Here is a 25,139-nt window from a genome sequence, read left to right on the forward strand (position 1 = left end):
GTACGCGGTCCAGCACATCGCGGGGGACCGCGCCGAGATCATCGAGGGAGTGGCTTTATATGTGAGTGGTGGTTCTGGTCCAACTTCTGTGGTGTGCCTACTCCCTGTGGCTGTCGGTCTTGCTGGTACGCCTCGTGAGATCGTCCGGAAACTGACGGTGCAGACCGCCTCTGGGGTGATGGTTCTGGGCTGTGCGCGAGGTACTGCTCCGGCTGGAAGAGCTGCTCTTCCTGGCGGATCCGGGGATCAGGGTGGAGTCGGTCCAGGACGATGGCGAGGTGATTCGAGTCGGTGTCAGATGCCGGACGGCCGAGGCTCGTTGCCCGGGTTGCGGGAGCTGGTCTGGGCGGGTGCACGGCTCTTACCAGCGGTTTCCCGCTGACCTCCTCTTGGCCGGACGGCGGGTGGTCCTGCGACTTCGTGTTCGGCGCTTCACGTGTGAAGACGTTTGCTGCGGGCGGCGGACGTTCGTCGAGCAGGTCGCGGGCCTGACCCGGCGGCACAGCCAACGGACCGAACGACTCCGATCGGTGCTGGCCGAGGTCGGCCTCGCCTTGGCCGGTCGCGCCGGTGCCCGGCTGGCCGACGTCTTCGGCGCGAAGGTCAGCCGGAATACGGTCCTGCGGCTGGTCGATGCCCTCCCGGAACCCCCGCCGCAGGTCCCGCGTGTGGTCGGCGTCGACGAGTACGCGATGCGCAAGGGCTGTATCTACGGGACCGTTTTGGTCGACGTCGAGACTCGCAGGCCGGTGGACCTCCTGCCGGATCGCGAGGCAGGCACTGTTGCGGCCTGGCTGGCCGAGCGCCCGGGGATCGAGGTCGTCTGCCGTGACCGTGCCCCGTTCTTCGCCGAGGGCGCCAGGACCGGGGCGCCCACGGCGGTCCAGGTCGCAGACCGGCTCCACCTCTGGCGCAACCTCGGCGAAGCGGCCGAGCGGTGCGTCTCCCGCCACCGCTCGTGCCTCCGCGCGACCTTCAGCGCATCGGAACCGGAGCTGGCTGCGGCCCCGGCCGAGAGCGGGTCGCCGTGGCCCACCGGGCACCGGTTCGCCGACCGCACCCGCGCCAAGCACGCCACCGTCCACGCGCTGCTGGCTGCCGGCCACAGCAGACGCTCCATCCAGCGCCAGCTCGGCATGACCTACGGCACCGTCCAACGGCTGGCCGACGCCGCACGGCCGGAAGACCTGTTCCACGGGCAGTGGCAGAACCGCAGGACCAAACTCGACGACTTCAAGACCCACCTGCACGACCGGTGGGCCGAAGGCTGCACCAACGCCTGGACCCTCTGGGAAGAGATCAAGGAACACGGCTACACCGGCGGCTACGGAGCCGTCCGCGCCTACCTCCAGCCGTTCCGCACATCCCCGACAGCACCGGCCGCCCGTCCGCCATCCCCGCGCACGGTCACCGGCTGGATCCTGACCCACCCCGACACCCTGCCGGAGGGCGAACGCCTGAAGCTCAAGTCCGTCGTCGCCGGCTGCCCTGAGCTGGATGCCCTCGCCGGGCACGTCCGCACCTTCGGGCAGATGCTCACCCAGCTCCAGGGTGACCAGCTCCCACAGTGGATCAAAGCGGTTCGCGCCGACGACCTACCCAGCCTTCACGCTTTCGTCAACGGCCTCGAACGCGATCTCGCCGCCGTCACCGCCGGCCTCACACTGCCGTGGAGCTCCGGCGTCGTTGAAGGCCACGTCAACCGGATCATTCTGTGGAATCAGCTCTGTCAAGCAGCGGACGTCATCCGGTGGCTGACAGGGTCTGCTGTGTGGCCGCCGCTCGAACAACGGCCTCTTCAACCTGGTGTCGACCGGCTTCACCTCGACTCCAGATGAATACGCGCCAACGACGTGGCGCGTCGCTGCTCCAGTTCCGGAACTCTTCGACCGCGACGTTGTCGGAGAGCCGCCATCGGATGGTGCTGCCTGATGCTTCGGGAATGTCGGTGAGGCCGTCGAGCTGTTCGGCGAGTGCGAAGCTGTCGACCTCTGCGGTGGTGCGGTCCCAGGTCGAGACGGCGTCGGCGAGGGCATGGGATTCGATGAGTGCCGGGATGGACGGGGCGATTTCGAGGAACGTGCCGCCTCCATCGTCCACCCCGACTCGTCCGTCCGTATGCACTAGGTAGCGCACTGGAGAGGAGACACGTTCCCCGAACCAATCGAAGTACCAGCCATCGGCGGAGCCGGACCACATGCCCTGGCCCAGGTCGTAGTGCCAGTCACGAAGCACCTCGCGGCGTTCGCCCTCGACGGTGTAGCTGCTTCGCACCTGGTAGCGCAGTCCGCCGTACTTCTGCTCGAATCCCTCCCGGCGGATCACGAGCATCATGGGTGTGGGAACCAACTGGCCGAAGCAGTCCCGGACCCGCAGGAACTCGGTGGAGAGCCGGGGTTCCGACGGATCATCGCGCCAGCCGGTTCGTTCAAGCAGACTCTTTGCACGAGAGGAAAGACCGGTGAGGTCATCCAGGATGTGCATCCTGCACTTCTTTTCCCAAGACAGGGGCATGGATTCGTAGGACCGCACGATACTCGGTCGAGGTGACTCGGTGCAGTTCGAACCACAGTGGCCGTGACCGTCGTGGGTTCAGCATTGACCTCCCGGACCGCACTCTCGGGGACGGGCGGTCACGTTGACGACCGGCAGCAGTGTCGCGGTAGCTGGGACGCCGATCTGACGTGGCGTAGGCCCTGCTGGCGTGGGGGCATTGGCAAGCCGTTCCAGTAGCTGGTCCAGAGCGGCCTGGCCGTCGTCGACGGCGGCTCGTTCGTCGTCGGTGAGTGGGATGGCCACGAGCATCTTCTGCAGGTTCTCCTTTGCCTCCAGCAACTGGCCCTTGCTGGAGGCCTTCGGCGTGTAGAAGTCGCAGCGCGCGCAGGCCATTCGGTGCTGGCATTGCTCGAAGAATGTGTAGCTGCAGTAGCCGTGTCCGAGGTCGTAGTGCTGCCAGGGTTCGCCGGCCGCGGCGGCGCCGGAGGCCACGGCGTCGCGGTCGACCAGGACCTCAATGGTGCGCACGTTGCGCTCGAAGTAGCCGGCTTCGGAGTAGGCCTTGGACAGGGTGTTCGGTGTGATCTTCGCGTAGTACTGGGTGGATTGCGGGGAACGGCGCCCGAGCCAGGCCTGCAGCTCGAACAGGGTCATCGGTTCCTTGGCGTTGTAGAGCTGGCTGGCGATGGTGGACCGGGCGCGGTGGCTGGTGATATTGCCGCGGACGTCAGCGGCCGGGACTCCGGCCTTGCGGCAGAGCATCGGGATGATCGTGTCGTTGATGTAGCTGGTGGAGACGCGGCGGGCCCGGACGGCGAACAGCGGGTCGACCAGCTCGCCGGTGCGGCGGTCGGTGAATTTCGGCTGGTCGGGGCGCGCAGCCTGTCAGGCGTCGACGGCCTGGCCGAGGATCGGGTCGACCGGCTTGGTGAAGGCGGTGCCGGTCTTGTGGGTGGGGACGTCGAGCAGGCAGACCGCGTCGCGGGCCAGGACCTGCTGCGAGTCGCCGTCGATGGGTGTCCCGTCGTGCTGCCAGCGGATGCAGCCCACCTTCAGCCGGGCGATCTCGTTGCTGCGTTGTCCGGAGAACAGCCAGGTCAGCGTGACCGCGCGGACCAGTTCGAAAGGGTAGAAGTGCCCGGAGCGGGCCTGGGGGAGGTCGGCGGGTTCCAGGTTCAGGCCCGCCCACAGCAGCTTCGCCCAGACCTCGTCGGCGATCACCCTGGGGTCGGGTCCGAGGAGGGCGGTGATGCTGCGGGGAATCGCCAACGCGCGAACGGGATCGAAGCGGCGGGGCAGCAACTCCCATTCCTGGCAGTCCCGGAAGAACGTCCGTAGCGCGGTGATCTGCCCGGCTTTGCTGGGCGCTTCCAGCGGCTTGCCGAGACGGTCGCCCAGCCCGATCGTGCGCTGGACGTAGTCGCCGACCTTCATTCGGTCCAGCGCGGCGATCCACGAAGCGCAGGTCTGCCGGGTCCAGTCGGCCGGATCGGCGGCGTCGGGCTGTTCGGCGGCGATCCACCGGCCGACCTTGAGCAGGTTGGAGCGGACGCTGCCGCGAACGCGCGGGCTCAGCGTCGAGGTGGTGTGCCAGCGGTCGGCCCACTGTTCCCAGATCGGCGCGCCGCCGCTGGCCCGGGCCGAGTGGCGGCCGGTGCCGGGACGCGGAGGATCACAGAATCCGAGCTCGGCGACCGCCCGCTGCATCGCGTGCAGGGTGTTCAGCCGACTGCCTTCCAGCAGCCCGTCGCGGCGGACCCGGTCGAACAGTGTGGTGTCCAGATCCTCAAGATGCGGGCTGCGGTTGAGCAGGAACAGCTGGCAGGCCACCATCGGCAGCAGGGTGTCCTCGTCCCGGCCGAGCCGGTAGCCCCAGGCGCCCAGGACCGTACGAAGTCGTGCGACCTCGCCGTTGACGTGGTCGCGTCCGAAGATGCGCCAGGCCAGGGTGAGCCGCTGGAAGCTGCCGAGCCGGTGGAACTCGTTGAAGCCGCCGAGCAGGTAGGCGTGCGCCGCGAGGTAGGGGCGGACCTCGTCGCCCGCCCAGGCGGGCGCGTGCCGGCGGAACTCGGCCTGAGTGCGGCCGAGCAGGTGGAACCATTCCTCCTCGGTCCAGCCCCAGAAGGTCCTGCCGGTCTCCGCGCACCGCGTCAGCAGCACCGCGACCACGTCGAGCATGGCCCGTCGGCGGTGCGGGGTGGGCGGGGAGTCCAGTGCGGCGTTGACCGCCTCCAGCGGACCCAGCAGTCGCGCGATCACGCGCCAGCCCGGCGCGGACGGGTCGTGGTACTACAGTCGCCGCAGATTGCGTATGCCCAGGTCGGCCACGGCCCTGGCCTCGGCGGGTCGCACCGCCACCGCGGCGGTGTCGCGGGGCGGGGAGATCGGCGAGGACCAGCGTCCGGCCCCGTCCTCGGCGGCGATGGCCGGCAGTGGTGCGGTCACCGCGACACCTCCGCCGTCGTGCCGTCCGCGGAGGTGAGCATCTGTATTCGCCAGGCATGGATGTGCTCCATGCCGCGGGCCAGCTTGTCGGCGAGGTCCCGGCCGGACAGGTGTACGTACTGAAGAGTGGAATCGGTGTTGCGGTGGCCGGCGAAGGTCGCGATCGCGTGCAACTCCCAACCCATCCGGGCCAGATCGGTCAGACACAGGTGCCGGGTTGTGTGGGTCGAGAACCGCGGGACACCGGCTGCCAGGGCGATCCGGCGGACCACCTTCGACCAGGTCCACAGGGTCAGCGGCTGTCCGTGGTTGCGCCGGAACGCCGACAGGAACAGCGGCCCCCTGGCCCGGCTGACCGTGGCCCGGTGGGCGAGGTAGGCCGACATCAGCACGCCGGTCGACGCCGAGTACGGCACCACCCGCTCCAGGCGGTTCTTCGTCGTCTCCGCCCGCACCCTCAGCGTCCGGTGGGCCGGATCGAGGTCGTCGGTCCGCAGCGAGCACAGCTCCTCCCGCCGCAGCGCGGAATCGTAGGCCAGGGCCAGCATCACCCGGTTGCGGACCGGCTCCTCCCGCGCGACCTGCAGGATCCCCAGCCACTGCTGTTCGCTCGGGATCCACGGCAGCTTCGTCAGCCGCGGCACCAGCCCGCGCTGTTGCCCGCCCCGCTGGCGGCCAGGGGTGTAGCGGCCGCGGCCCACCGGGTTCGACTCGCGCAGACCCTCCTCCATGAGGAAGTCGTAGAACAGGCGGACCGGCACCAGGCGCTGCTGGATCGTGGCGTTGGCCAGCCCGGCCCCAGAGTCGATCGCCACCACGTTTGCACCCCGACGGTGCGGCCGTGACGTCAACTCCCTCACGTAGACGGCGATGTGGGCGCAGTTCGCGGTGACCGGGTCGACGTTCTCCCGTTCGCACATCAGCAGGTACTCGGCCAGCCCGCGGGCGTAGGCGTCGATCGTCCTCGGCGCCCGACCGAGATCAGTCCAGGTCTGCAGCCACACTGCTGCCTGCTCGTGCCGGCCCAGCACCGGCCACTTCTCCGTCAGCACCGTCGTGCCGCTCAAGCCATCTCCCAAGTTCGTGGTTGCACCGAGGAGACATGATCACCCCGGACAGATTCCACGTAACTTTTAAAATGATCAAGCGTCAGATGTACGGCCGCGCCGGCTTCGACCTGCTGCGGAAGCGAGTCCTGCTCGCCTGACTGCAGCTCTGTCGGTCGGGTCGTTCAGCTGAGCGCGAGCGGCGCGGGATCCAGGGCCAGCTTGCTCCGGCATGAGTCGACAGCTCGCGTGACCCATGCGGCGACGGCGTCGCGATCTGGCGCGATCGCGTGAAGCTCACGTGCCTTCTCCTGGGCTTCGACCATCCACGGGGCCAGCGGGTCTTCCCGGAGGACGCGCTCGAAGTGATCGCGGGCCGCGTCCGGATTACCGATCAGGGCAGCTGCGATTCCGGCGTCGAAGCTGTCCCAGAGGAATCCCCGCCGCACAGGCCTGGACATCAAGTACCGGGCGGCGCCTGGCAGAGCCAGGAACTTCTCCCTCAGCGCCACCACGCTCGCAGCCGCCTGCCGGCTGAGGTCGAGCGCCACCCGCGTGAACTGGTCCTCTGTGCGAAACAGTTCGGAGCCGACCCGGACTCCTTCCACGTGGAAGGCCAGGTGGTCCACGTCGTGCCACAGCCACATCGCACCGACGTACAGACCGCTGCCGGCAGTCCGCGGCGGGGTGAACTCCACGACCCCGAGCCACCATCCGTGATCATCAATCCACAGCCGCGACCGCCCTTGCTGGTTCAGGCCGAGCGGCTTCAGGGACTCCCGCGCCGCCGAGGTGATGATCCGGAGGGCCGAACTGCGATCTGCCATGACCGGCATTATTGATCGTCTTACCGACACCTCCATCAGCACCGAGCGTCACCGTCCCACAAAAGTTGGACCAGAGCCCGTTTTCACCTATGCAGCCAAGGGGGTCATCACCCCCGTGTCGCCGTCCTGGGCGCACGAGAACGCGGCCGAGGTGGTGCGCCGGCAGCCGACCCCGCGGCTGGAGGAACTCGGCCTGGTCCCCGGCTCCGGCACCCTCGACCTGCCCGGCAGCGCGAACTGGTTCATCCCCGACCTGGCGGTCGTCCCGCTGCTGGTGGTCCGTCAGCAGCGCGAGTGCACCGTCTTCTCCGACCCCGGCCGCCTCGGTTGCGCGGAGGTCGACGGCCCCCACCCCTTCGGCAGCCCCGTCCGCCTCCCCGCCCCGTTCGACCCGGACCCGGACACCGGCCGTTTCCGAAACCGGACCCGCCGCGTCCGGCCCGATGACGGGGGGAGTGGCGGACCCCTCCGGTGGGGAGGGGTACGGTCGAGGCAGACGCACGGGAGGGCAGGGGCATGACGGCGACAGCGGAGACCGGGGCGTTGCGCGTGCCGCGCAGCATCAACGGCATCGAGCAGGCGCTCACGTACGAGGAGCGGGCCCGGTTCTACGGCGAGCTCGGGCCCGTCGAGGACCCGGCGGACCGGGAGGCCGTGATCACCGCGTGGTGGCTGCGGGCCATGTCCGGCGCCTACGGGAGCGATCGGAGCGGGTTCCGGGCGGCGGTCGCGCCGGTGCTCGCCACCGGGCGGGCGCAGCAGGCCGGGGCTGCCGCGTGAGCGGTTGGCGGATATGGCTCCAGGACCAACCCGCGCACACCATGGTCGCGATCTCGAAGGCGGACGACATCCTCTTCGCCCTCGTCACCGCCTCCCTGGTGCTCCTCGACGACCGGGCCGGCAGCCCCGTCGACGAATGGGGCGACCTGCGCAACGTCGTCCTGGCGCCCTCCGTCACCGCCGAGGTCTTCGTCAACCCCGACCAGCGCACCATCGACGTGGTGCGCCTGGTCTGGCTCCCCGGCTTCGACGACTGACCGGCCGGCGAGTCCGGTGGACCCCCGGCCCGGGGGCCGGGGGTGGCGGGTCAGAGGGCGGGGGTCAGGCGGGGGGTGCGGTCCTCGACGGCCTGGGCGGCGTCCAGGACGAGTTCCTCCTCGAAGCGGCCGCCGATCAGCTGGACGCTCATCGGGAGGCCGTCGACCAGGGCGGCGGGGACGGTGGCGGCGGGGAAGCCCAGGATCGGGACGGCCGCCATCGGCCACTGGGCGGCGACCAGGGCGGCGGCGCGTTCGGGGGAGGCGAGGTCCGCGTCCTGTTCGAAGGGCGGCTCGGCGCTGACCGGGGTGAGCAGCAGGCGTTCGCGGCCCAGGAGTTGCTGGAGTTCGGTGATCAGCGCGGCGCGCCGCGACCAGCCGTGGATGTACGTGCCCAGCGCGGGGGCCTCCCCCCACTCGGCGGCCGCGGCGGCGAAGGAGTAGGCCAGCGAGGTGCGCACGCCCGGGTCGCCGACCCGGTCGACCAGCGGCATGGTCGGGCGGAAGTCCTCGTAGATCAGCAGGGACCAGAGCCGGGCCGCCTCGGCGAGCAGCGGGAGGCCGTCCAGTTCCTCGACCCGGTAGCCGGCCTCGGTGAGCTTGCCGACGGCCGCGTCGATCGCCCGTTCCACCGCCGGGTGGTTGGGGACGGTGCCGATCGAGCGCACCACCGCGACCGCCGGGAGGGTGCCGGGCGCGGGGCGCTCCGGCAGGGCGGGGACGCCGACCGGGTCGCGCAGGTCGGGGGTGGTCATCACGCGCAGCGCGAGGCGGGCGTCCGCGACGGTGCGGGCCAGCGGGCCCTCGACCGCGCAGGACTGCACGGTCAGCGGCATCACCAGCTGCTGACGCCCCGCCGGGGTGTCGACGAAGACCGGCGCGGCCCAGTTGGAGACCCGGCCGACCGTCGGGCGGATGCCCACCACGCCGCAGCAGGCGGCCGGGTAGCGGATCGAGCCGCCGATGTCGTTGCCCTGGGCGAGCGGGGTCATCCCGGCGGCCAGGCCCGCCGCCGCGCCGCCGCTGGAGCCGCCGGGAGTGCGGTCGGGGGCCCAGGGGTTGAGGGTCCGGCCGTGCAGGTCGTTGGTGCTGAACCAGCGGTAGGAGAACGCGGGCGCGTTGCTGCGGCCCAGGAAGACCGCGCCCGCGCCGCGCAGCGCCGCCACGCAGGCGGCGTCCTCGGCGGCCGGGGTGCCGGCCAGCGCGGCCACGCCGTGCGAGGAGGCGAAGCCGCGCTGGTCGGTGTTGATCTTCGTGGAGACGGGGACGCCGTGCAGCGGCCCGAGGTCCTCGCCGGCGGCGGTGCGCCGGTCGGCCTCGCGGGCGGCGGCCAGGCTCTCCTCCGGGCGGAGGTCGGCCAGCGCGTTGACGGTCGGGTTGACGGCCTCGACGCGGTCCAGGCAGGACCGCACGAGCTCGGTGGCGGAGAGGGACCGGTCGCGGATCGCGGCGGCGGCCTCGACGGCCGTGAGCTGCCACGGCCGGGTGGAGAGGGAGTGGTTGTCCATGAACGCCTCTACGAGGGCGCGCGCTCCGGCGGAACGCGCGGAGGGGGAGTGCTGACGCACAAGATGTGACGACGTTATGCAACAACGTTTGATGAAGTCAAGGTCCGGGGCCCGCGCCCCCGCATCGGTGCGGGCGCGCCCCACCCCGGCCCGGCGAGCACGCCCCGGCCCGGCGAGCACGCCTCAGGCCCGGCCGGTGAGCAGGCGCACCGCGGTGCGGGCGGCGTTCGCGCCGCGGGGGGCGGGCCAGTGCGCCGGGTCCTCCAGGGTGGAGAGCCAGTAGCCGCGGAAGAGCAGGTGGAGCAGGTCCGCGGCGCCGGGGTCGGTGATGCCGGCCTCGGCGAGCAGCGGGTCGAGGGCGGCCCGGTGGTCGCGGGCGAGTTCGGCGACCAGGACGGCGGCGTCGGAGCCGTCGCCCTCGCTGACGATCTCGGCGAGCAGGCGCCGCATCACCTCGTCGTCGCGCTCGGTGGTGCACATCCACTCGGCCAGGGCCAGCAGGCGGTCCGGGCTGCTGTGCCCGGCGAGCAGGGCCTCGGTCTCCCCGGCCCAGTGGCGCTCCGCGTGGCGCAGGGCGTTGGCGATCAGGGCGGAGCGGGTGGGCAGGTAGTTGGTGATCATCGCGGTGGAGCCGCCGAGTTCCTGCGCCACGGCGCGGATGGTGACGGCCCGGACGCCGCGGGTGCGGGCGACCTCGATGGTGGCGTCGGCGATCCGGGCCAGGCGGTCTTCCTGGTCGACCTCGATCGGCATCGGCGTACTCCTCCGGAAAGTGTTGACCGGGTGGCGGGCAGGTGCAATCTTGTCATACAACAACGTTGCACAACGCCGTTGCATGACGTCGCCGGCGAAGTCCCCCGGCGCGCGTCCGCCCGTTGCGCACCCCCTGCCACGCCCTCCAGGCCGGAGCGACACCCCCATGCCATCCCCCGAACACCCGCCCCTCGCCATCGAGCGGATCGTCCCCGCCCCCGTCCCCTCGCAGGCCCGCCAGCACCTGGTGCGGGTCCGCGACGGCGTCCGCCTCGCCACCGACGTCTACCTGCCGCAGGACGGCGGCCCGCAGTGGCCCACCGTGCTGATCCGGCTGCCGTACGACAAGAACAGCCGCTACGTGTTCACCGACCGGATCGCCGCGCGCCTCACCGCCCGCGGCTACGCCGTCGCCGTGCAGGACGTGCGCGGCAAGTTCCGCTCCGAGGGCGGGACGCTGCCGTTCGTCCACGAGTCCGCCGACGGGTACGACACCATCGAGTGGACCACCCGGCAGGACTGGTCGGACGGCCGGGTCGGGATGTTCGGCGACTCCTACTACGGCTTCACCCAGTGGGCCGCCGTCGCCGCCGGGCACCCCGCGCTGCGGGCCGTCGTCCCGCGGGTCACCACCGCCGACTTCAGCGCGATGTTCCGCCACGGCGGACGCGAACTGCCGCCCCCGCCCTGGCGGGAGGGCGTGACGTACTTCGCCCACCACTGGGTGGGCCGGGACACCTACGAGTACCGGGCCGACCCGGCGGCCCGGCCCGCGATCGCGCCGTACGAGCAGGCGTTCCGGCAGATCGGCGACCGCTCGGCCTGGTTCACCCTACTCGCGCCGCACCGGGTCGACCTGTGCACCCAGTTCGGCCGGCACCCGTTCGACGCCCGGCCGGTGCCGGTGCTGCACTGCGTCGGCTGGTACGACAACATCGTCCGCGCCCACCTCGCCGACTACCTGGAACTCGCCGCCCGCCCCGAGTGGGACGCCGTGCAGTACCTGTGGGCCGGGGCCGTCGACCACGAGAACTACCGGCTGGCGCTGGCCCCCGTCGCCCCGCCGGACGACCACGCCGAGGACGAGCGGGCCCTGGAGCGGATGCTCGACGACTACCTCGGCCCGGCCCTCGACTTCCTCGACGTGTTCCTCCAGGGCAGCCGGAACGCCGATGAACTCCCCAAGGTCGCCTGGGAGTTGGGCCACGCCGGCTGGCGCACCGCCGACACCTGGCCGCCGCCCGGAACCCGCCCGCTCACCCTGCACCTGGACGGCGCCCACCTGGCCGCCGGCCCGCTGCCCGGCGGCGCGCTGACGGCCCGCCCGCCCCGGGAACAGCGGTGCGCCCGCTGGACGCACGACCCGGACGCCCCCGTCCCGTCCCTGGTCGAGAACTCCTTCGCCTACCTGCACACCCACCCCGACCTGGCCGCCCCCGCCGCCCGCCCCGACGTGCTGGCCTTCACCGGCGAGGCGCTGGCCGAACCGCTCGACCTGGCCGGGCCGGTCGAGGCCGAGCTGCACGTGGACGGCGAGGCCCCCGTGTTCGACGTGTTCGCCAAACTCGCCGACCTCGCCCCCGACGGCACCGCCCGGCTGATCGTCCGCGGCCAGGTGCAGGCCACCGCCGCCGGACCGGTGCACATCGACCTCGCGCACACCGGCTACCGGGTCCGCGCCGGACACCGGCTGCTGCTGCTGGTCGCCGCCTCCGACTTCCCGCTCTTCCTGCCCGCCACCGGCACCGGCGACAACCCGTGGACCGCCACCGAGGCCCGCCCCGTCGTCCAGCGCCTGCACACCGGCGGCCCCCGGCCCTCCCGGCTGACCGTCACCGTCCTGCCCACGAGCGCCGGTTGACGCCCGCCCCAGCCCGCCCCCGTCCGCCCCCGTCCGCCGGCACCCGCCGACACCCCCGACCACCGACCCCCACAGGAGCACCCCCTCATGCACGCTCCCCGCGCCGCCGCCGCCCGCAGAGCCGAGCCCCGCAGAGCCGAGCCCCGCGCAGCCGCGACCCGCAGAACCGCCCTCCTCGCCCTGGCCTGCGCCCTCGCGCTGACCGCCTGCGGCTCGGCCGGCGCCCCCGGCGGCGGCAGGCCCGCCGAACTCACCGAGTTCACCCCCGCCGCCACCGGCCGGGTCGACCACGCCGCCTGGAACCTGCCCACCGGCGAACCGCTCAGCCTCGACCCCGCCAAGGCCGGCGACTACGCGCCCAGCACCGTGGTCTCCAACCTGTGCGACCCACTGCTGCGCCTGCACGCCGACTACACCTACGGCCCCGGCCTGGCCACCGGCTGGACCTGGAGCGACCCCACCACCCTGGTGCTCGACCTGCGCGCGGACGTGACGTTCTGGGACGGCAACCCGATGACCTCCGCCGACGTGGTCGCCAGCCTCAAGCGCCAGCAGGACCCGGCCACCCGCAGCGTCAACGCCGACGCCCTGCGCAACGTCACCGCGATCACCGCCGACGGGCCGCACCGCGTCACCGTCCGCTTCAAGCAGCCCGACCAGCTGTTTGTCAAAGCGCTCACCAACGGCTTCGGCGCCGTCAGCGAGGCGAGCTACCTGGCCACCGCGGGCGCCGACTACGGCACCCCCGGCGGCGGACTGATGTGCACCGGCCCCTACCGGCTGGGGCAGTGGAAGGCCGGCGAGTCGATCGGCATCACCAGCACCGGCACCTACTGGGACCCCGCCCTGCAGCCCAAGGTCGGGGAACTGACCTTCCGCTTCATCACCGACGGCTCCACCCTCACCGGCGCCCTGCTCTCCGGCGAGGTCGACGGCTCCTACGAGGTCAACACCGCCACCGCCCGCGCCGTCGCCCGCTCCACCGCCGGCACCCTCTACCGCGGCGCCTCCGCGCAGACCGTCTTCCTCACCCCCACCGGCCCCGACTCCCCGCTCGCCGACCCGCACACCGTCCAGGCCCTGCAACTGCTGCTCGACCGCGACGCCCTGATCCGCAACGTGTACGACGGCGCCGCCCAGAAGCTCAAGACCTTCGTGCCCGCGCTGGTCCGCGCCCACGACCCCGCCGCCGCGACCTACGCCCGGGGCTACGACGCCCTGCCGCCCGTCCCCGCCGTCGACCTCGACCGGGCCCGCGCCGCCATCGCCCAGTCCGCCAACCCCCGCTACAGCCTCACCGTCGCCACCGCCGCCGGCGACCAGCAGTCCCTCCAGACGCTCACCTTCCTCCAGGACGCCGCCCGCCGGATCGGCCTGGACATCCGGATCGAACAGCTCCAACCCACCCAGCTCTCCGGCCTGTTCTACGACCCGGCGCTGCGCCGGGGCCTGGACGCCGTGATCGTGCTCGGCTACGTCGAACTGCCCGACCCGGCCTCCTACGTCCAGCAGATGACCGATCCCGGCTCGCTGTTCAACTGGGTCGGCTACCGCAACGACACCGTCACCGCCGCCCTCGCCGAGGCCCGCGCCGCCACCGACCCCGCCCGGGCCGCCGACGCCTTCAACCGGGCCCAGGCCGCGTTCGTCCAGGACCTGCCGATCGTCCCGCTCGCCGCCCCCGACGAGCGGCTCTTCCTCAACAAGCGGCTCAGCGGCGCCCCCGCCACCTTCGCCTACGTCAACATGCCCTGGGCCGCCTACCTCGGCGGCACCCGATGACGCTCCGCCACCTGGGCCGCCGCCTGCTCGGCCTGCTCGCCACCCTGCTGGCCGCCAGCCTCGCCCTCCACGGCGCCCTGTTCCTCGCCCCCGGCGACCCCGCCACCCTGCTGGTCGGCGGCGGCAAACCGCCCAACCCCGAACTGCTCGCCGAGATCCACCGCCAGTACCACCTCGACGACCCCTTCCTCACCCAGTACTGGCACTGGCTCACCGGCCTGCTGCACGGCGACGCCGGCACCTCGCTCGCCCAGCACGACACCGTCGCCCACCTGATCGGCGCCCGGATCGGCACCACCGCCCTGCTGATCGGCTACGCCGCCGCCCTCATCCTGGCGGCCGGCCTCACCCTCGGCACCCTCGCCGGACTGCGCGGCGGACGCACCGCCACCGCCGTCACCGCCGCCACCGGCACCCTGATGGCCGTCCCCACCTTCGTCTCCGCCGTCCTGCTGATCTGGCTGTTCGCCGTCCGGCTCGGCTGGCTCCCCGCCTACGGCGACGGCGACGGCGGCCTCGGCGACCGACTGCGCCACCTCACCCTGCCCGCCCTGGCCCTGGCCGCCTCCTGGCTCGCCTACGTCGCCCAGGTCACCCGCTCCGCCGTGCACGCCGAACAGGGCTCCGAACACGTCCAGACCGCCCGCAGCCGGGGCATCCCCGAACGGCTGGTCGTCCGCCGGCACGTCCTGCGCAACGCCTCCGGGCCGATCCTCTCGGTGGCCGGCGTCTCCGTCGCCGGACTGATCGCCGGCAGCTCCGTCATCGAGCAGACCTTCGGCCTCAACGGCCTCGGCGCACTGCTCGTGCAGAGCGCCGCCCGCCGGGACCTCGCCGTCGTCCAGGCCCTCGCCCTGCTCACCGTCACCGCCTTCGCCCTGGTCAACACCGCCGTCGACCTGGCCACCGCCGCACTCGACCACCGCACCCCGATCGGAGGCGCCCCCGCATGAGCACCCTCCGCCCCGCCGCCGCGGTCCGCGGCCCGCGGCGGCGCGCGATCCGCGTCCGCGGCCGACTGGTCCCGCTGCTCGCCGGGACGTTCGTCGCCCTGGTCGTGCTCGCCGCCGCCCTCGCCCCGCTGATCGCCCCGCACGACCCGAACGCCGTCGACCCGCTCGCCGTCTCCCGACCCGCCACCGCCGCCCACTGGCTCGGCACCGACGACACCGGACGCGACATCCTCTCTCGCCTCCTGTACGGCGCCCGGCCCAGCCTGCTCGCCCCGCTCGCCGTCACCCTCGCCGCCGGGGCCCTCGGCACCGCGCTCGCCGTCAGCGCCGCCTGGCGCGGCGGCTGGTGGGACCGCGCCGTCACCGCCGCCCTCGACCTGGTCTTCGGCTTCCCCGGACTCGTCCTCGCCGTGGTCGGCGCCGCCCTGTTCGGCGCCGGGCTGCCCGTCGCCGTCGCCACCCTCACCCTCGCCTCGCTGCCCTACGTCGTCCGGGTGGTGCGCGGCAGCGCCCTGCGCGAACGCCACCTGCCCTACACCGCCGCGCTGCGGATGCTCGGCGTCGGCGGCACCCGGATCTGCCTGCGCCACCTGCTGCCCAACCTCGCCCCGCTGATCCTGGTGCAGACCGCCACCTCCTTCGGCTACACCCTGCTCGACATCGCCGCGTTCTCCTTCATCGGCCTCGGCGCCCGACCCCCCACCGCCGAATGGGGCCTGATGGTCGCCCAGGGCGCCCCCGGCATCCTGGCCGGCCGCCCCGAACAGGCCCTCGCCGCCGGCACCGCCATCGTCCTGTTCACCGTCGCCTGCGGACTGCTCGGCAACGCCCTGTCCCAGCGCCTCGCCGGAGACCCCACATGACCACGCCCCTGCTGGAGTTCGACGCCCTGCGCGTCACCCTGCCCGGCCCGCACGGCACCCGGCGCACCGTCCTGCACCGGGTCGACCTCGCGCTCGCCCCCGGCAGCGCCGTCGGACTGGTCGGCGAATCCGGCTCCGGCAAGTCGCTGACCGCGCGCAGCGTCCTCGGCCTGCTCCCGCCCGGCGCCGCCCTGACGGGCGACGTCCGCTTCGACGGCGCCTCCGTCCCCGCCATGCGCCCGCCCGAACTGCGCGCCCTGCGCCGCGGCGGCGCCGCCATGGTCTTCCAGGACCCGCGCGCCCACATCAACCCGCTGCGCACCGTCGGCGACTTCCTCACCGAGGCGCTCACCGCCGTCCGCGGCCTCACCCGCGCCGCCGCCGACGCCCGCGCCACCGCGCTGCTCGACGAGGTCCACGTCGCCGACGCCGCCCGCCGCCTGCGCCAACGCCCCGCCGAACTCTCCGGCGGCCTGCTGCAACGCGTCATGATCGCCGCCGCGCTCGCCGCCGAACCCCGGCTGCTGCTCGCCGACGAACCCACCACCGCCCTCGACGTCACCACCCAGGCCGAGGTGATGGCCGTCATCGACGAAGCCCGCGAACGCCACGGCCTCACCCTGCTGTTCATCACCCACGACCTCGCCCTCGCCGCCGCCGTCTGCGACCGCGTCGCCGTCCTCTACGCCGGCACCCTCGCCGAGGAACTCCCCGCCGCCCGCCTCGCCGGCCGCGCCGCCCACCCCTACACCCGCGCCCTGCTCGCCGCCCGCCCCGACCCCACCGCCCCCGACGCGCGGCTCCGCGCCGTCGAGGGCCGCCCGCTCGCCGCGTCCGAGACCGGCCCGGCTGCCCCTTCGCCCCGCGCTGCGCCCACGCCACCGCGGTGTGCCGCACCGAACGCCCCGAACCGGCCCCGCACGGCGACGGCCGGGCCGCCTGCCACCACCCTGTCCCCCCGGAAGGGAGCACCCGGTGAAACCCGCACGGGAACCCGCGTCCGAACCTCCGGCCGGGCCGACGCCCCTGCTGGACGTCGACCGGCTGGTCAAGCACTACGACGGACACCCCGCCGTCGACGGCGTCAGCCTGCGCCTGATGCCCGGCCAGGCCCTCGCCGTGGTCGGCGAGTCCGGCTCCGGCAAGACCACCACCGCCCGTCTGGTCACCGGCCTGGAACGCGCCGACGCCGGACGGATCACCCTCGACGGCGCACCCCTGCCCGGCCCCCGCGCCCGCACCGCCGAACGCCTCGCCCACGCCCGCCGCGCCCAGATGGTCTTCCAGGACCCGTACACCTCGCTCGACCGCCACCAGCGGATCGGCGACGCCGTCGCCGAGGTCCTCGCCCGGCACACCCCGCTGCGCGGCGCCGCCCTCGAAGCGCGCCGCGACGAACTGCTCGACCAGGTCGGCCTGGACGCCCGGCAGGCCGGCGCCCGCCCCCGCGCCCTCTCCGGCGGCCAGCGCCAGCGCGCCGCGATCGCCCGCGCCCTGGCCGTCGAACCGAGACTGCTGGTGCTGGACGAGGCGGTGGCCGCGCTCGACGTCTCGGTGCAGGCCCAGATCGTCAACCTGCTGGTCCGCATCCGCGAACAGCGCCCGATCGCCTACCTGTTCATCACCCACGACCTGGGCATCGTCCCGTTCCTGTGCGAGGACGTGGTGGTGATGCGGCACGGCCGGATCGTCGAGTCCGGCCGCTCCCGGGACGTGCTGACCGCCCCGCGCGACCCGTACACCCGCGCCCTGGTCGACTCGATCCCCCGCCCCGGCTGGAAGCCCGTCCGGCAGCCCGCCCGCGATTCCGCCCAGGACCCCCACCGGAACCCCGACCGGAACCCCGACCGGAAGGCCGCCGCCCCGTGACCCCCGCCCTCGACTTCGCCTTCGAGATCCGCGCCCACCTCGCCCCCACCCGACACGTCGGCCACGGCGACGGCGAGACGCTCGAGTTCACCCCCATCACCGGCGGCACCGTCACCGGCCCCCGCCTCACCGGCACCGTGCTGCCCGGCGGCGACTGGAGCAGCACCCGCGGCCCGGTCTGCCAGCTCGACGCCCGCTACCTGCTGCGCGCCGAGGACGGCGCGGTCATCGACATCGTCAACCGCGGCTACTACCGGCTCGACCCCGACTGCCCCGCGCAGGACGAGGACGAGGACGAGGACGACGGGCTGCGGATCGCCGAGCCGGGCGCCTACTACCGCACCGTCCCCGTCTTCCGCACCGACGCCCCCGCCCACCGCCGGCTCGCCGGAACGGTCTTCGTCGGCCTGGCCCGGCCGGAGGACGAGGAGCGCACCGTGGTGATCCGGGTGTACGCGCTGCGCTGAGCGGGCCGGTGCCGGGCGGCCGGAGACAAAAATCGGATAGGTCATCCGCTTGTGCTATCGTCCCGCACAAGGGGATGACCTATCCGATTATTTGAGTGGAGGAGCCCATGGGGAAGACAGCCGTGGTCACGGCGGGCACCGGCGGCATCGGCCTGGAGACCGCGCTCGGACTGGCCGCCGCGGGATTCGCCGTCACCGTGGTCGGCCGCAACGCCGGGCGCGGGGCCGGGGCGGTGGAGCGGATCAACGCGGAGCGGCCCACGCGGCCCGCCCGGTTCCTGGCCGCCGATCTGGTCTCGCTCGACCAGGTCCGCGCGCTGGCGGACACGATCGCCGCCGAGCGGGCGGCGTCGGGGGAGCCGCTGACGGTGCTGGTCAACAACGTGGGCGCGATGTTCGCCCGGCGGCAGCGGATCGACGGCGTCGAGGCGTCGTTCGTGGTCAACCACCTGTCGCCGTACCTGCTGACCGAACTGCTGCTGCCCACGCTCACCGCCGGGGCGCCCAGCCGGGTGGTGAACGTGACCTCGGCCGCGGTCGGCGTCGCCAGGCGGGCCTTCGACGCCGTCGAGCCGCCGGGCGGCTACTACGGCTTCCACTGGTACGGGCGGGCCAAGCTGGCCAACCTCGCGTACACGCTCGACCTGGCGAAGCGGCTGGCGGGATCGGGCGTGTCGGTCTTCGCCGCCGACCCCGGGGGCGCCGCTACCGCGATGACCGACGGAACCCTGACCGACCCGAGGATCGTCTCCCCGCCGCTGCGGCTGCTGTGGCCGCTGGTGCGCCGCCGGTTCGAACGCTCCACCTCCGGCTCCGCGGCCGCGGCCGCCCGGCCCTCGATCACCGCCGCCACCGACCCCGCGCTGGCCGGCCGGACCGGCCTCGTCCTCGGCCCCTCGGCCGTTCCCGTCGCCCCGTTCCGCGCCGCGACCGACCCCCGGACCGCCGCCGCCGTGCGCCGACTCAGCGAGGCCCACGCACCCGTGGCCGCCCCCGCGCGCACGGAACGCCGCAACTGAGCCCCGAGCCGGCCGTCGTCGCCCGTTCACCGCTTCCACCCGAGGACACCACCATGACCACCGCAGAACCGACCCGCTACGCCCGCACCGTGCACGGCTCCGGCCCCGGCCTCCTGCTCGCCCACGGGGCGGGCGGCGGCATCGCCGCCAACTTCGGACCGATCATGGACGGTCTCGCCGCCCGGCACACCGTCGTCGGCGTCGACTACCCCGGCTCGGGCACCACCCCGCTCCCCGCCGCGCCCCTGGAACTCGACGACCTGGCGGACCAGTTGGTCGCCGCGGCGGACGCGGAAGGGCTCGACACCTTCGCCGTCTGCGGGTACTCGCTGGGCGGCGCGGTCGCCCTGCGGGTCGCCGCCCGCCACCCGCGCCGGGTCACCGCACTCGTGCTGAGCGCGGCCTTCGCCCGCCTGGACACCCGCACCGAACTGGCCGCCGCTATCTGGCAGCAGCTCCACGACGCCGGACAGCACCTCATCCTCGCCCAGTACCTGACCCACCTGACCGTCAGCGCCCCGGTGCTGGACCACCTCGGCCCCGCCCGGGTGCGCGCCGCCGCCGAGCAGAGCGCCCTCGCCCTCCCGCCCGGCACCTCCGCCCAGGTCGACCTGGTCCGCCGGACCGACGTCCGCGACGGCCTCGCGGCCGTCACCGCGCCGACCCTCGTCGTCCTCACCACGGCCGACCCCCTGATACCGGTGGCCCTCCAGCGCGAACTGGCCGCCGCCGTCCCGGGCGCACGGACCGCCGAACTCGCGACCGGGCACCTGCCGTTCCTGGAGCAGCCCGAACGGTGGCTGGAGACCATCACCGGCTTCCTCGCCGAGCGGGACGGCGCCCGCTAGCCCCGGCGGTGGGCGGGCCGCCCGGCCCGTCCACCCCCAGGGCCGCACTCCGTCCGGGACCGTCCGGGACCGTCCGGGACCGTCCGGATAGGATCGCCGGACCGACCCCGCGCACCACGACGAGCAACCTGGACACGCCCTATGACGACCCCACCGCTGCGCAAGGACGCCGCCCGCAACTGGGAGCGGATCGTCGCGATCGCCCGCGACCTGGTCGATCAGGGCACCCCGTTGCAGCTCAACGACGTCGCCCGCCGGGCCGGTCTCGGGGTCGCCACCGTCTACCGGCACTTCCCCACCCCCGAGGCACTGCTGGAGACCGTCGCCGCCCCCTGCCTCGAGGACCTCGCCGGCCACGGCGCGCAGGCCCTGGCCGACACCGACCCCTGGCGGGCACTGGGGAGCTTCCTGGCCCGCGTCGTCGAGGCGCAGCTCACCGACGCCGCGCTGCCCCCGGTCGCCGCCGCCCCCGCCGACGCCCTGCCGCGGACCACGGAACTCAAGGAGTCGCTCGCGTCGGCCGGCACCGCGCTGCTCGACCGGGCCCGCGACGCCGGAGCCGTCCGCCCCGACCTCGCCGCGCGCGACCTGGTCCCGCTCATGTGCGGCATCGCCCACGCCGTGAACGTCCACGGCGGCACGCCCGCCGACAAGGCCGAAACCGCCCACCGCTACCTCGACACCCTGCTCGAAGGCATGCGCCCCGCGCCGTCGCACGCCTGACGTCCCGGAGGCCCGGGGCGAGCGGGGGACCGGGAGCGCGGGGGCGGTTACTCGCCGGTCCGGGCGTCCGCCGGGTCGCGGGAGCCTTCGGTGTCCGAGGCCAGGCCCGCGAGGAGGCGCAGGCCGTCCTCGGAAGGGCTGCCGGGGGCGGCGGAGAGGACCAGAAGCTCCACGCCCGAGCCGTCCGGCAGGGAGAAGTTCTCCTGGTGCAGTTCGAGCAGCCCGACCAGGGGATGGCGGTACGCCTTGCGGCCGTGGGTGCGGGCGCGCACGTCCGCGCGGGCCCACAGGCGGCGGAAGCGTTCGCTGCCCATCGACAGTTCGCCGATCAGGGAGGCCAGCCGGGGGTCGTCCGGGTACTTCCCGGCGGCCAGCCGCAGGTGGCCGACCACGTCGAGGGTGCAGCTCTCCCACTCCGCGTAGAGGCCGCGCTCGCCCTCCTCCAGGAAGATGTGCCGGGCGGTGTTCAGGCCCTCGGCGGGCCGGCCGTAGAGCAGCCCGGCCAGGCGGTTGCGGGCGAGGACGTCCATCCGGTGGTCCATGATGATCGCGGGCGCGTCGGAGACCATGCCGAGGACGCGCAGCAGCTCCGGCCGGATACGCCCGGTCGGCGCCTTCGCCCGGCGCCGGGGCTGCCGGGCCAGCCGGTGCAGGTGCTCCTGCTCCGTCGCGTCCAGGCCCAGCACCCGCGCCAGCGCGTCCAGCACCTGCTCGGAGGGCTGGGTGGCCCGCCCCTGCTCCAGGCGCACGTAGTAGTCGACGCTCACCCCGGACAGGTGCGCGACCTCCTCGCGCCGCAGCCCCGCCACCCGCCGTCGGCTGTCGGTGGGGATGCCGGCCGCCGCCGGGTCGACCCGGGAGCGCCTGGTTCGCAGGAAACCCGCGAGATCGTCCATGGGCCCAGTATCGCCCGGCACCGCCCCGGCCGGGTGGTCCTGCGAGTACCAGGAAGTCCGGTCCTACGGAAGCGGAGCCCCTGAACGGGGCGCGCCGCGGCGGCCAGGATCGGAGGCACCGCGGACCACCGGACCGCGGACCGCCGAACCGGAGGACCCCCATGAAGACGCTGATCGTCCACGCCCACCCGGAGCCCAAGTCGCTCAACGGCTCGCTGACCGACCACGCGGTGACCGTCCTGCGGGCCGCCGGGCACGAGGTCCGGGTGAGCGACCTCTACGCGATGGGCTGGAAGGCGGCCGTGGACGCCGCCGACTACGGCCCCCACGCGTCCGACCCGCTGAAGGTCCCGCTGGACTCGGGCCGCGCCTTCGACGCCGGGGCGCTCACCCCCGACGTCCGCGCCGAGCAGGAGAAGCTGCTCTGGGCCGACACCGTCGTGTTCCAGTTCCCGCTGTGGTGGTACGGCATGCCCGCCATCCTCAAGGGCTGGGTCGACCGGGTCTTCACCTACCGCTTCGCGTACGGCGTCGGCGAGCACAGCGCCACCAAGTACGGCGAGCGCTTCGGCGAGGGCACCCTCGCGGGCCGCCGGGCCCTGCTGTCGGTCACCGTCGGCGGCCCGGAGTCGCACTACGCCGCCCGCGGGATCAACGGCCCCATCGACGACCTGCTGTTCCCGATCCACCACGGCATCCTCTACTACCCGGGCCTGGAGGTGCTGCCGCCCTTCGTGGTGTACGGCGGCGACCGGCTCGCCGAGCAGGACTACCCGGCCGTGGCCGCGGCCTGGGAACAGCGGCTGCTCACCCTGGGGTCGACCGAGCCGATCGCCTTCCGGCCGCAGAACTCCGGTGACTACGAGATCCCCTCGCTGCACCTGAAGGACGGGCTGGAGCCGGTCGGCCGGACGGGCTTCGGGCTGCACGTGCGTCCCTGAGGGGGTGGTCGACGGGCGGTGGCCGGTGGCCGGTGCTCGGTGGTCGACGGGCGACGGGCGACGGTCGGTGGCCGGCCGTCGGCGTGGGGCCCGGCGGGGGCGGGTGCGGCGGATAGCATCGGCGGATGACCGAGTTCCGCATCGTCCTGGCCACCCCGCTGACCGCCGACGAGACCTGGCGGCGTGTCACCGACTGGCCGCGGCACGGGGCCGGGGTGCCGTTCACCGCGGTGCACGGGGACGGCCGGACGGTGGTGGCCCGCACCGGCGCGGGTCGGTTCGGCTTCGACGACGTGATGGACGTCGTCCGATGGGAGCCGCCGCGGGCCGACCGGCCCGGCGTCTGCCGCCTGGTCAAGCGCGGCCCGCTGGTGACCGGTTGGGCCGAGATCGAGGTCCGCCCGCACCGGGGCGGCGCCGTCGTCCGCTGGCGCGAGGACCTGCGGGTCGGCCCGCTGCCCGCCCTGTTCGACCGGCCGACCGCCTGGTGCGGCCGCATCCTCTTCCGCCGGACCCTGCGCACCCTGCTGCGCTGACCGGCCGGGGCCGGCGGCAGGCCCTGATCGGTCAGTCCCCCTCCCGGACGCGGGCGTGCAGGTGCATGTCGTGCCAGCCGTCGGCGTGCAGCAGGGCGCTGCGGCGGGTGCCCTCCAGGAGGTAGCCGGTCTTCCCGGCGATCCGGCAGGAGGCGGGGTTCGCCGTGGAGTGGCCGAGTTCGATCCGATGGAAGCCCGCCTCGTGCAGGGCCCAGTCCGAGACGCGGTCCACCGCCCGGGAGCAGACGCCGCGGCCGCGGGCCTCGGGGGCGGTCCAGTAGGCGATCTCCGCCTGTCCGCCGCACAGGACGAGGCACTGGAGGGAGACCCGCCCGAGCAGCCGACCGCCGTCGGCGTCGGCGTCGGCGTCGGCGTCGGCATTGGCATCGGTGCCGGCGTCGCCGTCGACGGTGGCCACGGCCCAGTGGGCGGCGGTCTCGTCCGCCCAGCCGCGCTGCCACTTGGCGATCCACTCGCCCGCCTCCTCGGCGGAGTCCGCGCCGCGCAGGTGCCGGCGCCGGATCGCCGGATCGCGGAAGACCCGGGCGACGGCCGCCGCGTCGGAGCCGAGCCAGGGCCGCAGCAGCAGGCCGCCGCCGATCGGCAGGGTGGGCTGGGCGGAGCTGCTGAGGCTGCCCGGAGGGATGACGGGGGGAACGAGGGGAGACACGCACCGGATCATGGCGCAAGCCGCGGTGGGAGGGCGGTACCGGGAGCGCGCCGGGAGCGCGCACGGCCGAACGGTGCGGACGGCCGGGCCACCGTTCGTCCGGTGGGCGGTTCCTGACGGATCGTCTGCTCGCGTGCGCAGGCTCTTGCTCGGACGAGCAGACAGGGCTACCTTCTTGCTCAGGCGAGCAAGAGCTGGCTCGGGCGAGCAGAGAGGGGTGCCCGGTGGGGCGCACATTCACCGAATCGGCGCGGCGTCAGCAGATCGTGGCGGCCGCCATCGAGGTGATCGCGGAGGCCGGGTACGCCAAGGCGTCGTTCGCGCGGATCGCCAAGCAGGCCGGGCTGAGCAGCACCGGGCTGATCTCGTACCACTTCAAGGGCAAGGACGACCTGCTGCGCGAGGTGGTGGCGGAGGTGCTGCGGGTCGCGGAGGCGTACATGCTGCCGCGGATCGACGCGGCGGTGGGCCCGCGCGGGCGGATGCGGGCCTTCATCGAGTCCAACATCGAGCTGGTGGCCGCGCACCCGCGCGAGCTGGCGGCGCTGGTGGAGATCCTGAACGGCCAGGGGGACGACGCGGCGGGCGAGTTCGCCGCGAGCCGACGGGCCGTCATGGACTTCCAGGAGCAGCAGGTCCGCAGGGCGCAGGCGGACGGCGAGTACGGCCCGTTCGATGCCCGGGTGCTGGTGACGGCCGTCCGGGGCGCGATCGACGCGGTGCTGGTACGGGTGCTGCGCGAGCCGGAGCTCGACGTGGCCGCCGGCGCAAGGGAGTTGGCCGACCTGTTCGACCGGGCGGTCCGCCCGGCGGAGGTCTGCCTGGAGACGCATCGGAGACTGGGGGAAGAATGATGGACGGACAGCAGGTACGGGCGGAAGCCGCCGGGGCGGGCCGGACGGAGCTGCCGCGCGGCGCGGACGGCCGGGTCGACTGGGCGGCGTACGCGGGCGACGGGGCGACGCCGAAGGAGCGGGCGGCGCGCGGGAAGCGGCAGTTGCTGCGCTCCGTCCTGTTCGAGCTGGGGGTGCCGCTGGCCGCCTACTACGTGCTGCTCGGCCTGGGCGCCGGGCAGTGGCTGGCGATCACGCTGAGCGGCCTGGCGGCCCTGCCGTGGGTGCTCTACGGCCTGGTCCGGAACCGGCGCCTGGACCCGATGCCGGTGTTCGCGCTGGTGCTGATCGCGGTGGGGGCGCTGCTGTCGGCCGTCACCGGCAGCCCGCGGGTGCTGCTGGTGCGCGACAGCTGGGTGTTCGGCGTGATCGGCCTGTGGGTGCTGGGCAGCCTGCTGACCCGCCGCCCGTTCATGCTGGGCGCGGCCCGGACGGTGGTCGCCGCGAAGATCGGCCCGGTCGGCGCGGACGCCTGGGCCGGGCAGTGGGAGCACGACCCGGTCTTCCGCCGCGACCTGCGCCTGCTGACCCTGGTCTGGGGCTGCGGTTTCGCGCTGGACGCGCTGGTGCGGGTGGCGTTCGCGCTGACCCTGCCGATCGGTGCCGTCCCGCTGGTGAACACCCTGCAGTGGCTGGCCGTGCTGGGCACGCTGTTCGCCTTCCACTTCTGGTACATCAAGCGGCACGGCCTGGAGGTCTGACCGGC

At 73.6% G+C, this 25,139-nt stretch carries 27 protein-coding genes and 1 pseudogene; 18 read left to right on the top strand and 10 right to left on the bottom strand.

The features are described from left to right. Positions 1 to 350 precede the first annotated feature (350 nt). On the top strand, positions 351 to 1,838 hold the full coding sequence (locus QMQ26_RS35370; protein WP_404814239.1) for an ISL3 family transposase: 1,488 nt from the start codon (positions 351 to 353) through the stop codon (positions 1,836 to 1,838). On the opposite strand, the gene QMQ26_RS35375 is transcribed toward QMQ26_RS35370, so the two are convergent. The 6 genes from QMQ26_RS35375 to QMQ26_RS35400 form a co-directional block, all read right to left on the bottom strand. After that, the gene (locus QMQ26_RS35375) at positions 1,744 to 2,484 is read right to left on the bottom strand and encodes a hypothetical protein (RefSeq protein WP_282204174.1); all 741 of its coding nucleotides are present in this window, start codon (positions 2,482 to 2,484) and stop codon (positions 1,744 to 1,746) included. The two genes, QMQ26_RS35370 and QMQ26_RS35375, sit on opposite strands and share 95 nt — an antisense overlap. A gap of 108 nt (positions 2,485 to 2,592) precedes the next feature. Next, positions 2,593 to 3,258: a site-specific integrase gene (locus QMQ26_RS35380; RefSeq protein ID WP_282204175.1), complete on the bottom strand. Its 666-nt coding sequence runs from the start codon at positions 3,256 to 3,258 to the stop codon at positions 2,593 to 2,595. 123 nt (positions 3,259 to 3,381) lie between these two features. Continuing rightward, complete coding sequence (locus QMQ26_RS35385; protein WP_282204176.1) at positions 3,382 to 4,755, bottom strand: hypothetical protein; 1,374 nt, start codon at positions 4,753 to 4,755, stop codon at positions 3,382 to 3,384. A gap of 30 nt (positions 4,756 to 4,785) precedes the next feature. Beyond that, complete coding sequence (locus QMQ26_RS35390; protein ID WP_282204177.1) at positions 4,786 to 4,941, bottom strand: hypothetical protein; 156 nt, start codon at positions 4,939 to 4,941, stop codon at positions 4,786 to 4,788. Further along, positions 4,938 to 6,008 carry a tyrosine-type recombinase/integrase gene (locus tag QMQ26_RS35395; RefSeq protein WP_282204178.1) on the bottom strand — a complete coding sequence of 357 codons (1,071 nt, stop codon included), beginning with the start codon at positions 6,006 to 6,008 and terminating at the stop codon, positions 4,938 to 4,940. Before QMQ26_RS35395 ends, QMQ26_RS35390 begins: the two co-directional genes overlap by 4 nt. A gap of 164 nt (positions 6,009 to 6,172) precedes the next feature. Then, entirely contained in the window at positions 6,173 to 6,814 is a 642-nt protein-coding gene (locus tag QMQ26_RS35400; RefSeq protein ID WP_282204179.1) for a hypothetical protein, read from the bottom strand. A 115-nt stretch (positions 6,815 to 6,929) separates the two neighbouring features. On the opposite strand from QMQ26_RS35400, the gene QMQ26_RS35405 reads away from it, so the two are divergent. Genes QMQ26_RS35405 through QMQ26_RS35415 form a run of 3 tightly spaced genes read left to right on the top strand, consistent with a single transcriptional unit; the run spans position 6,930 to position 7,851 of the window. Next, positions 6,930 to 7,334 (top strand): hypothetical protein, encoded by a 405-nt coding sequence (locus tag QMQ26_RS35405; RefSeq protein ID WP_318552148.1) that lies wholly within the window; start codon positions 6,930 to 6,932, stop codon positions 7,332 to 7,334. Then, a complete protein-coding gene (locus tag QMQ26_RS35410; RefSeq protein WP_100838771.1) occupies positions 7,331 to 7,594 on the top strand; it encodes a hypothetical protein in 264 nt (87 codons plus the stop codon). The genes QMQ26_RS35405 and QMQ26_RS35410 overlap by 4 nt, the downstream gene beginning before the upstream one ends. Positions 7,595 to 7,635: 41 nt before the next feature. Then, positions 7,636 to 7,851, top strand: a complete 216-nt coding sequence (locus tag QMQ26_RS35415) for a hypothetical protein (protein ID WP_282204180.1) — start codon at positions 7,636 to 7,638, stop codon at positions 7,849 to 7,851. 50 nt (positions 7,852 to 7,901) lie between these two features. On the opposite strand, the gene QMQ26_RS35420 is transcribed toward QMQ26_RS35415, so the two are convergent. Further along, a complete protein-coding gene (locus QMQ26_RS35420; RefSeq protein WP_282204181.1) occupies positions 7,902 to 9,359 on the bottom strand; it encodes an amidase in 1,458 nt (485 codons plus the stop codon). Positions 9,360 to 9,542: 183 nt separating this feature from the next. Next, positions 9,543 to 10,112, bottom strand: a complete 570-nt coding sequence (locus QMQ26_RS35425; protein ID WP_282204182.1) for a TetR/AcrR family transcriptional regulator — start codon at positions 10,110 to 10,112, stop codon at positions 9,543 to 9,545. A 166-nt stretch (positions 10,113 to 10,278) separates the two neighbouring features. Between QMQ26_RS35425 and QMQ26_RS35430 the strand changes: the two genes are divergently transcribed. The 10 genes and pseudogenes from QMQ26_RS35430 (at position 10,279) to QMQ26_RS35475 (ending at position 20,497) form a co-directional block, all read left to right on the top strand. Next, complete coding sequence (locus QMQ26_RS35430; RefSeq protein ID WP_282204183.1) at positions 10,279 to 11,973, top strand: CocE/NonD family hydrolase; 1,695 nt, start codon at positions 10,279 to 10,281, stop codon at positions 11,971 to 11,973. A gap of 87 nt (positions 11,974 to 12,060) precedes the next feature. Beyond that, positions 12,061 to 13,755, top strand: coding sequence for an ABC transporter substrate-binding protein (locus QMQ26_RS35435; RefSeq protein ID WP_282204184.1), 1,695 nt, complete (start codon positions 12,061 to 12,063; stop codon positions 13,753 to 13,755). Beyond that, positions 13,752 to 14,708, top strand: a complete 957-nt coding sequence (locus QMQ26_RS35440) for an ABC transporter permease (protein WP_282204185.1) — start codon at positions 13,752 to 13,754, stop codon at positions 14,706 to 14,708. Before QMQ26_RS35435 ends, QMQ26_RS35440 begins: the two co-directional genes overlap by 4 nt. Next, a complete protein-coding gene (locus QMQ26_RS35445; RefSeq protein ID WP_282204186.1) occupies positions 14,705 to 15,571 on the top strand; it encodes an ABC transporter permease in 867 nt (288 codons plus the stop codon). Before QMQ26_RS35440 ends, QMQ26_RS35445 begins: the two co-directional genes overlap by 4 nt. After that, a pseudogene (locus QMQ26_RS35450) lies at positions 15,568 to 16,059 on the top strand (ATP-binding cassette domain-containing protein); the annotation flags it as partial. The gene QMQ26_RS35445 and the pseudogene QMQ26_RS35450, both read left to right, overlap by 4 nt. Positions 16,060 to 16,546: 487 nt before the next feature. Continuing rightward, a complete protein-coding gene (locus QMQ26_RS35455) occupies positions 16,547 to 17,440 on the top strand; it encodes an ABC transporter ATP-binding protein (RefSeq protein WP_282204187.1) in 894 nt (297 codons plus the stop codon). Then, entirely contained in the window at positions 17,437 to 17,907 is a 471-nt protein-coding gene (locus tag QMQ26_RS35460) for a DUF3237 domain-containing protein (protein ID WP_282206678.1), read from the top strand. Before QMQ26_RS35455 ends, QMQ26_RS35460 begins: the two co-directional genes overlap by 4 nt. Before the next feature lie 107 nt (positions 17,908 to 18,014). Further along, positions 18,015 to 18,926 (top strand): SDR family NAD(P)-dependent oxidoreductase, encoded by a 912-nt coding sequence (locus QMQ26_RS35465; RefSeq protein ID WP_282204188.1) that lies wholly within the window; start codon positions 18,015 to 18,017, stop codon positions 18,924 to 18,926. Between the two features lie 53 nt (positions 18,927 to 18,979). Further along, on the top strand, positions 18,980 to 19,774 hold the full coding sequence (locus QMQ26_RS35470) for an alpha/beta fold hydrolase (protein WP_100838760.1): 795 nt from the start codon (positions 18,980 to 18,982) through the stop codon (positions 19,772 to 19,774). A gap of 141 nt (positions 19,775 to 19,915) precedes the next feature. Further along, on the top strand, positions 19,916 to 20,497 hold the full coding sequence (locus QMQ26_RS35475) for a TetR/AcrR family transcriptional regulator (protein WP_100838759.1): 582 nt from the start codon (positions 19,916 to 19,918) through the stop codon (positions 20,495 to 20,497). A gap of 47 nt (positions 20,498 to 20,544) precedes the next feature. Here the strand turns inward: QMQ26_RS35475 and QMQ26_RS35480 are convergent, their stop codons facing one another. Continuing rightward, the gene (locus QMQ26_RS35480) at positions 20,545 to 21,393 is read right to left on the bottom strand and encodes a helix-turn-helix transcriptional regulator (RefSeq protein WP_100838758.1); all 849 of its coding nucleotides are present in this window, start codon (positions 21,391 to 21,393) and stop codon (positions 20,545 to 20,547) included. A gap of 161 nt (positions 21,394 to 21,554) precedes the next feature. Between QMQ26_RS35480 and QMQ26_RS35485 the strand changes: the two genes are divergently transcribed. Together QMQ26_RS35485 and QMQ26_RS35490 are read left to right on the top strand one after the other, a co-directional pair. Continuing rightward, positions 21,555 to 22,334, top strand: a complete 780-nt coding sequence (locus tag QMQ26_RS35485; RefSeq protein WP_282204189.1) for an NAD(P)H-dependent oxidoreductase — start codon at positions 21,555 to 21,557, stop codon at positions 22,332 to 22,334. A 125-nt stretch (positions 22,335 to 22,459) separates the two neighbouring features. Beyond that, on the top strand, positions 22,460 to 22,870 hold the full coding sequence (locus QMQ26_RS35490; RefSeq protein WP_100838756.1) for an SRPBCC family protein: 411 nt from the start codon (positions 22,460 to 22,462) through the stop codon (positions 22,868 to 22,870). Positions 22,871 to 22,901: 31 nt separating this feature from the next. Here the strand turns inward: QMQ26_RS35490 and QMQ26_RS35495 are convergent, their stop codons facing one another. Next, positions 22,902 to 23,540: a GNAT family N-acetyltransferase gene (locus QMQ26_RS35495; protein WP_282204190.1), complete on the bottom strand. Its 639-nt coding sequence runs from the start codon at positions 23,538 to 23,540 to the stop codon at positions 22,902 to 22,904. Positions 23,541 to 23,764: 224 nt separating this feature from the next. Here QMQ26_RS35495 and QMQ26_RS35500 point away from each other — a divergent pair, with 224 nt between their 5' ends. Together QMQ26_RS35500 and QMQ26_RS35505 are read left to right on the top strand one after the other, a co-directional pair. Further along, positions 23,765 to 24,394 (top strand): TetR/AcrR family transcriptional regulator, encoded by a 630-nt coding sequence (locus QMQ26_RS35500; protein ID WP_282204191.1) that lies wholly within the window; start codon positions 23,765 to 23,767, stop codon positions 24,392 to 24,394. Then, the gene (locus QMQ26_RS35505) at positions 24,394 to 25,134 is read left to right on the top strand and encodes a VC0807 family protein (RefSeq protein ID WP_282204192.1); all 741 of its coding nucleotides are present in this window, start codon (positions 24,394 to 24,396) and stop codon (positions 25,132 to 25,134) included. Before QMQ26_RS35500 ends, QMQ26_RS35505 begins: the two co-directional genes overlap by 1 nt. Positions 25,135 to 25,139: the final 5 nt, after the last annotated feature.

This window comes from Kitasatospora fiedleri (assembly GCF_948472415.1).
GTDB lineage: Bacteria > Actinomycetota > Actinomycetes > Streptomycetales > Streptomycetaceae > Kitasatospora > Kitasatospora fiedleri.

Coding starts and splice junctions, on each gene's coding strand:
- QMQ26_RS35375 (WP_282204174.1), bottom strand. CDS start 2,484: ATGCACATCCTGGATGACCTCACCGGTCTTTCCTCTCGTGCAAAGAGT.
- QMQ26_RS35380 (WP_282204175.1), bottom strand. CDS start 3,258: ATGCTCTGCCGCAAGGCCGGAGTCCCGGCCGCTGACGTCCGCGGCAAT.
- QMQ26_RS35400 (WP_282204179.1), bottom strand. CDS start 6,814: ATGGCAGATCGCAGTTCGGCCCTCCGGATCATCACCTCGGCGGCGCGG.
- QMQ26_RS35410 (WP_100838771.1), top strand. CDS start 7,331: ATGACGGCGACAGCGGAGACCGGGGCGTTGCGCGTGCCGCGCAGCATC.
- QMQ26_RS35415 (WP_282204180.1), top strand. CDS start 7,636: ATGGTCGCGATCTCGAAGGCGGACGACATCCTCTTCGCCCTCGTCACC.
- QMQ26_RS35420 (WP_282204181.1), bottom strand. CDS start 9,359: ATGGACAACCACTCCCTCTCCACCCGGCCGTGGCAGCTCACGGCCGTC.
- QMQ26_RS35425 (WP_282204182.1), bottom strand. CDS start 10,112: ATGCCGATCGAGGTCGACCAGGAAGACCGCCTGGCCCGGATCGCCGAC.
- QMQ26_RS35430 (WP_282204183.1), top strand. CDS start 10,279: ATGCCATCCCCCGAACACCCGCCCCTCGCCATCGAGCGGATCGTCCCC.
- QMQ26_RS35435 (WP_282204184.1), top strand. CDS start 12,061: ATGCACGCTCCCCGCGCCGCCGCCGCCCGCAGAGCCGAGCCCCGCAGA.
- QMQ26_RS35440 (WP_282204185.1), top strand. CDS start 13,752: ATGACGCTCCGCCACCTGGGCCGCCGCCTGCTCGGCCTGCTCGCCACC.
- QMQ26_RS35445 (WP_282204186.1), top strand. CDS start 14,705: ATGAGCACCCTCCGCCCCGCCGCCGCGGTCCGCGGCCCGCGGCGGCGC.
- QMQ26_RS35465 (WP_282204188.1), top strand. CDS start 18,015: ATGGGGAAGACAGCCGTGGTCACGGCGGGCACCGGCGGCATCGGCCTG.
- QMQ26_RS35470 (WP_100838760.1), top strand. CDS start 18,980: ATGACCACCGCAGAACCGACCCGCTACGCCCGCACCGTGCACGGCTCC.
- QMQ26_RS35475 (WP_100838759.1), top strand. CDS start 19,916: ATGACGACCCCACCGCTGCGCAAGGACGCCGCCCGCAACTGGGAGCGG.
- QMQ26_RS35480 (WP_100838758.1), bottom strand. CDS start 21,393: ATGGACGATCTCGCGGGTTTCCTGCGAACCAGGCGCTCCCGGGTCGAC.
- QMQ26_RS35485 (WP_282204189.1), top strand. CDS start 21,555: ATGAAGACGCTGATCGTCCACGCCCACCCGGAGCCCAAGTCGCTCAAC.
- QMQ26_RS35490 (WP_100838756.1), top strand. CDS start 22,460: ATGACCGAGTTCCGCATCGTCCTGGCCACCCCGCTGACCGCCGACGAG.
- QMQ26_RS35505 (WP_282204192.1), top strand. CDS start 24,394: ATGGACGGACAGCAGGTACGGGCGGAAGCCGCCGGGGCGGGCCGGACG.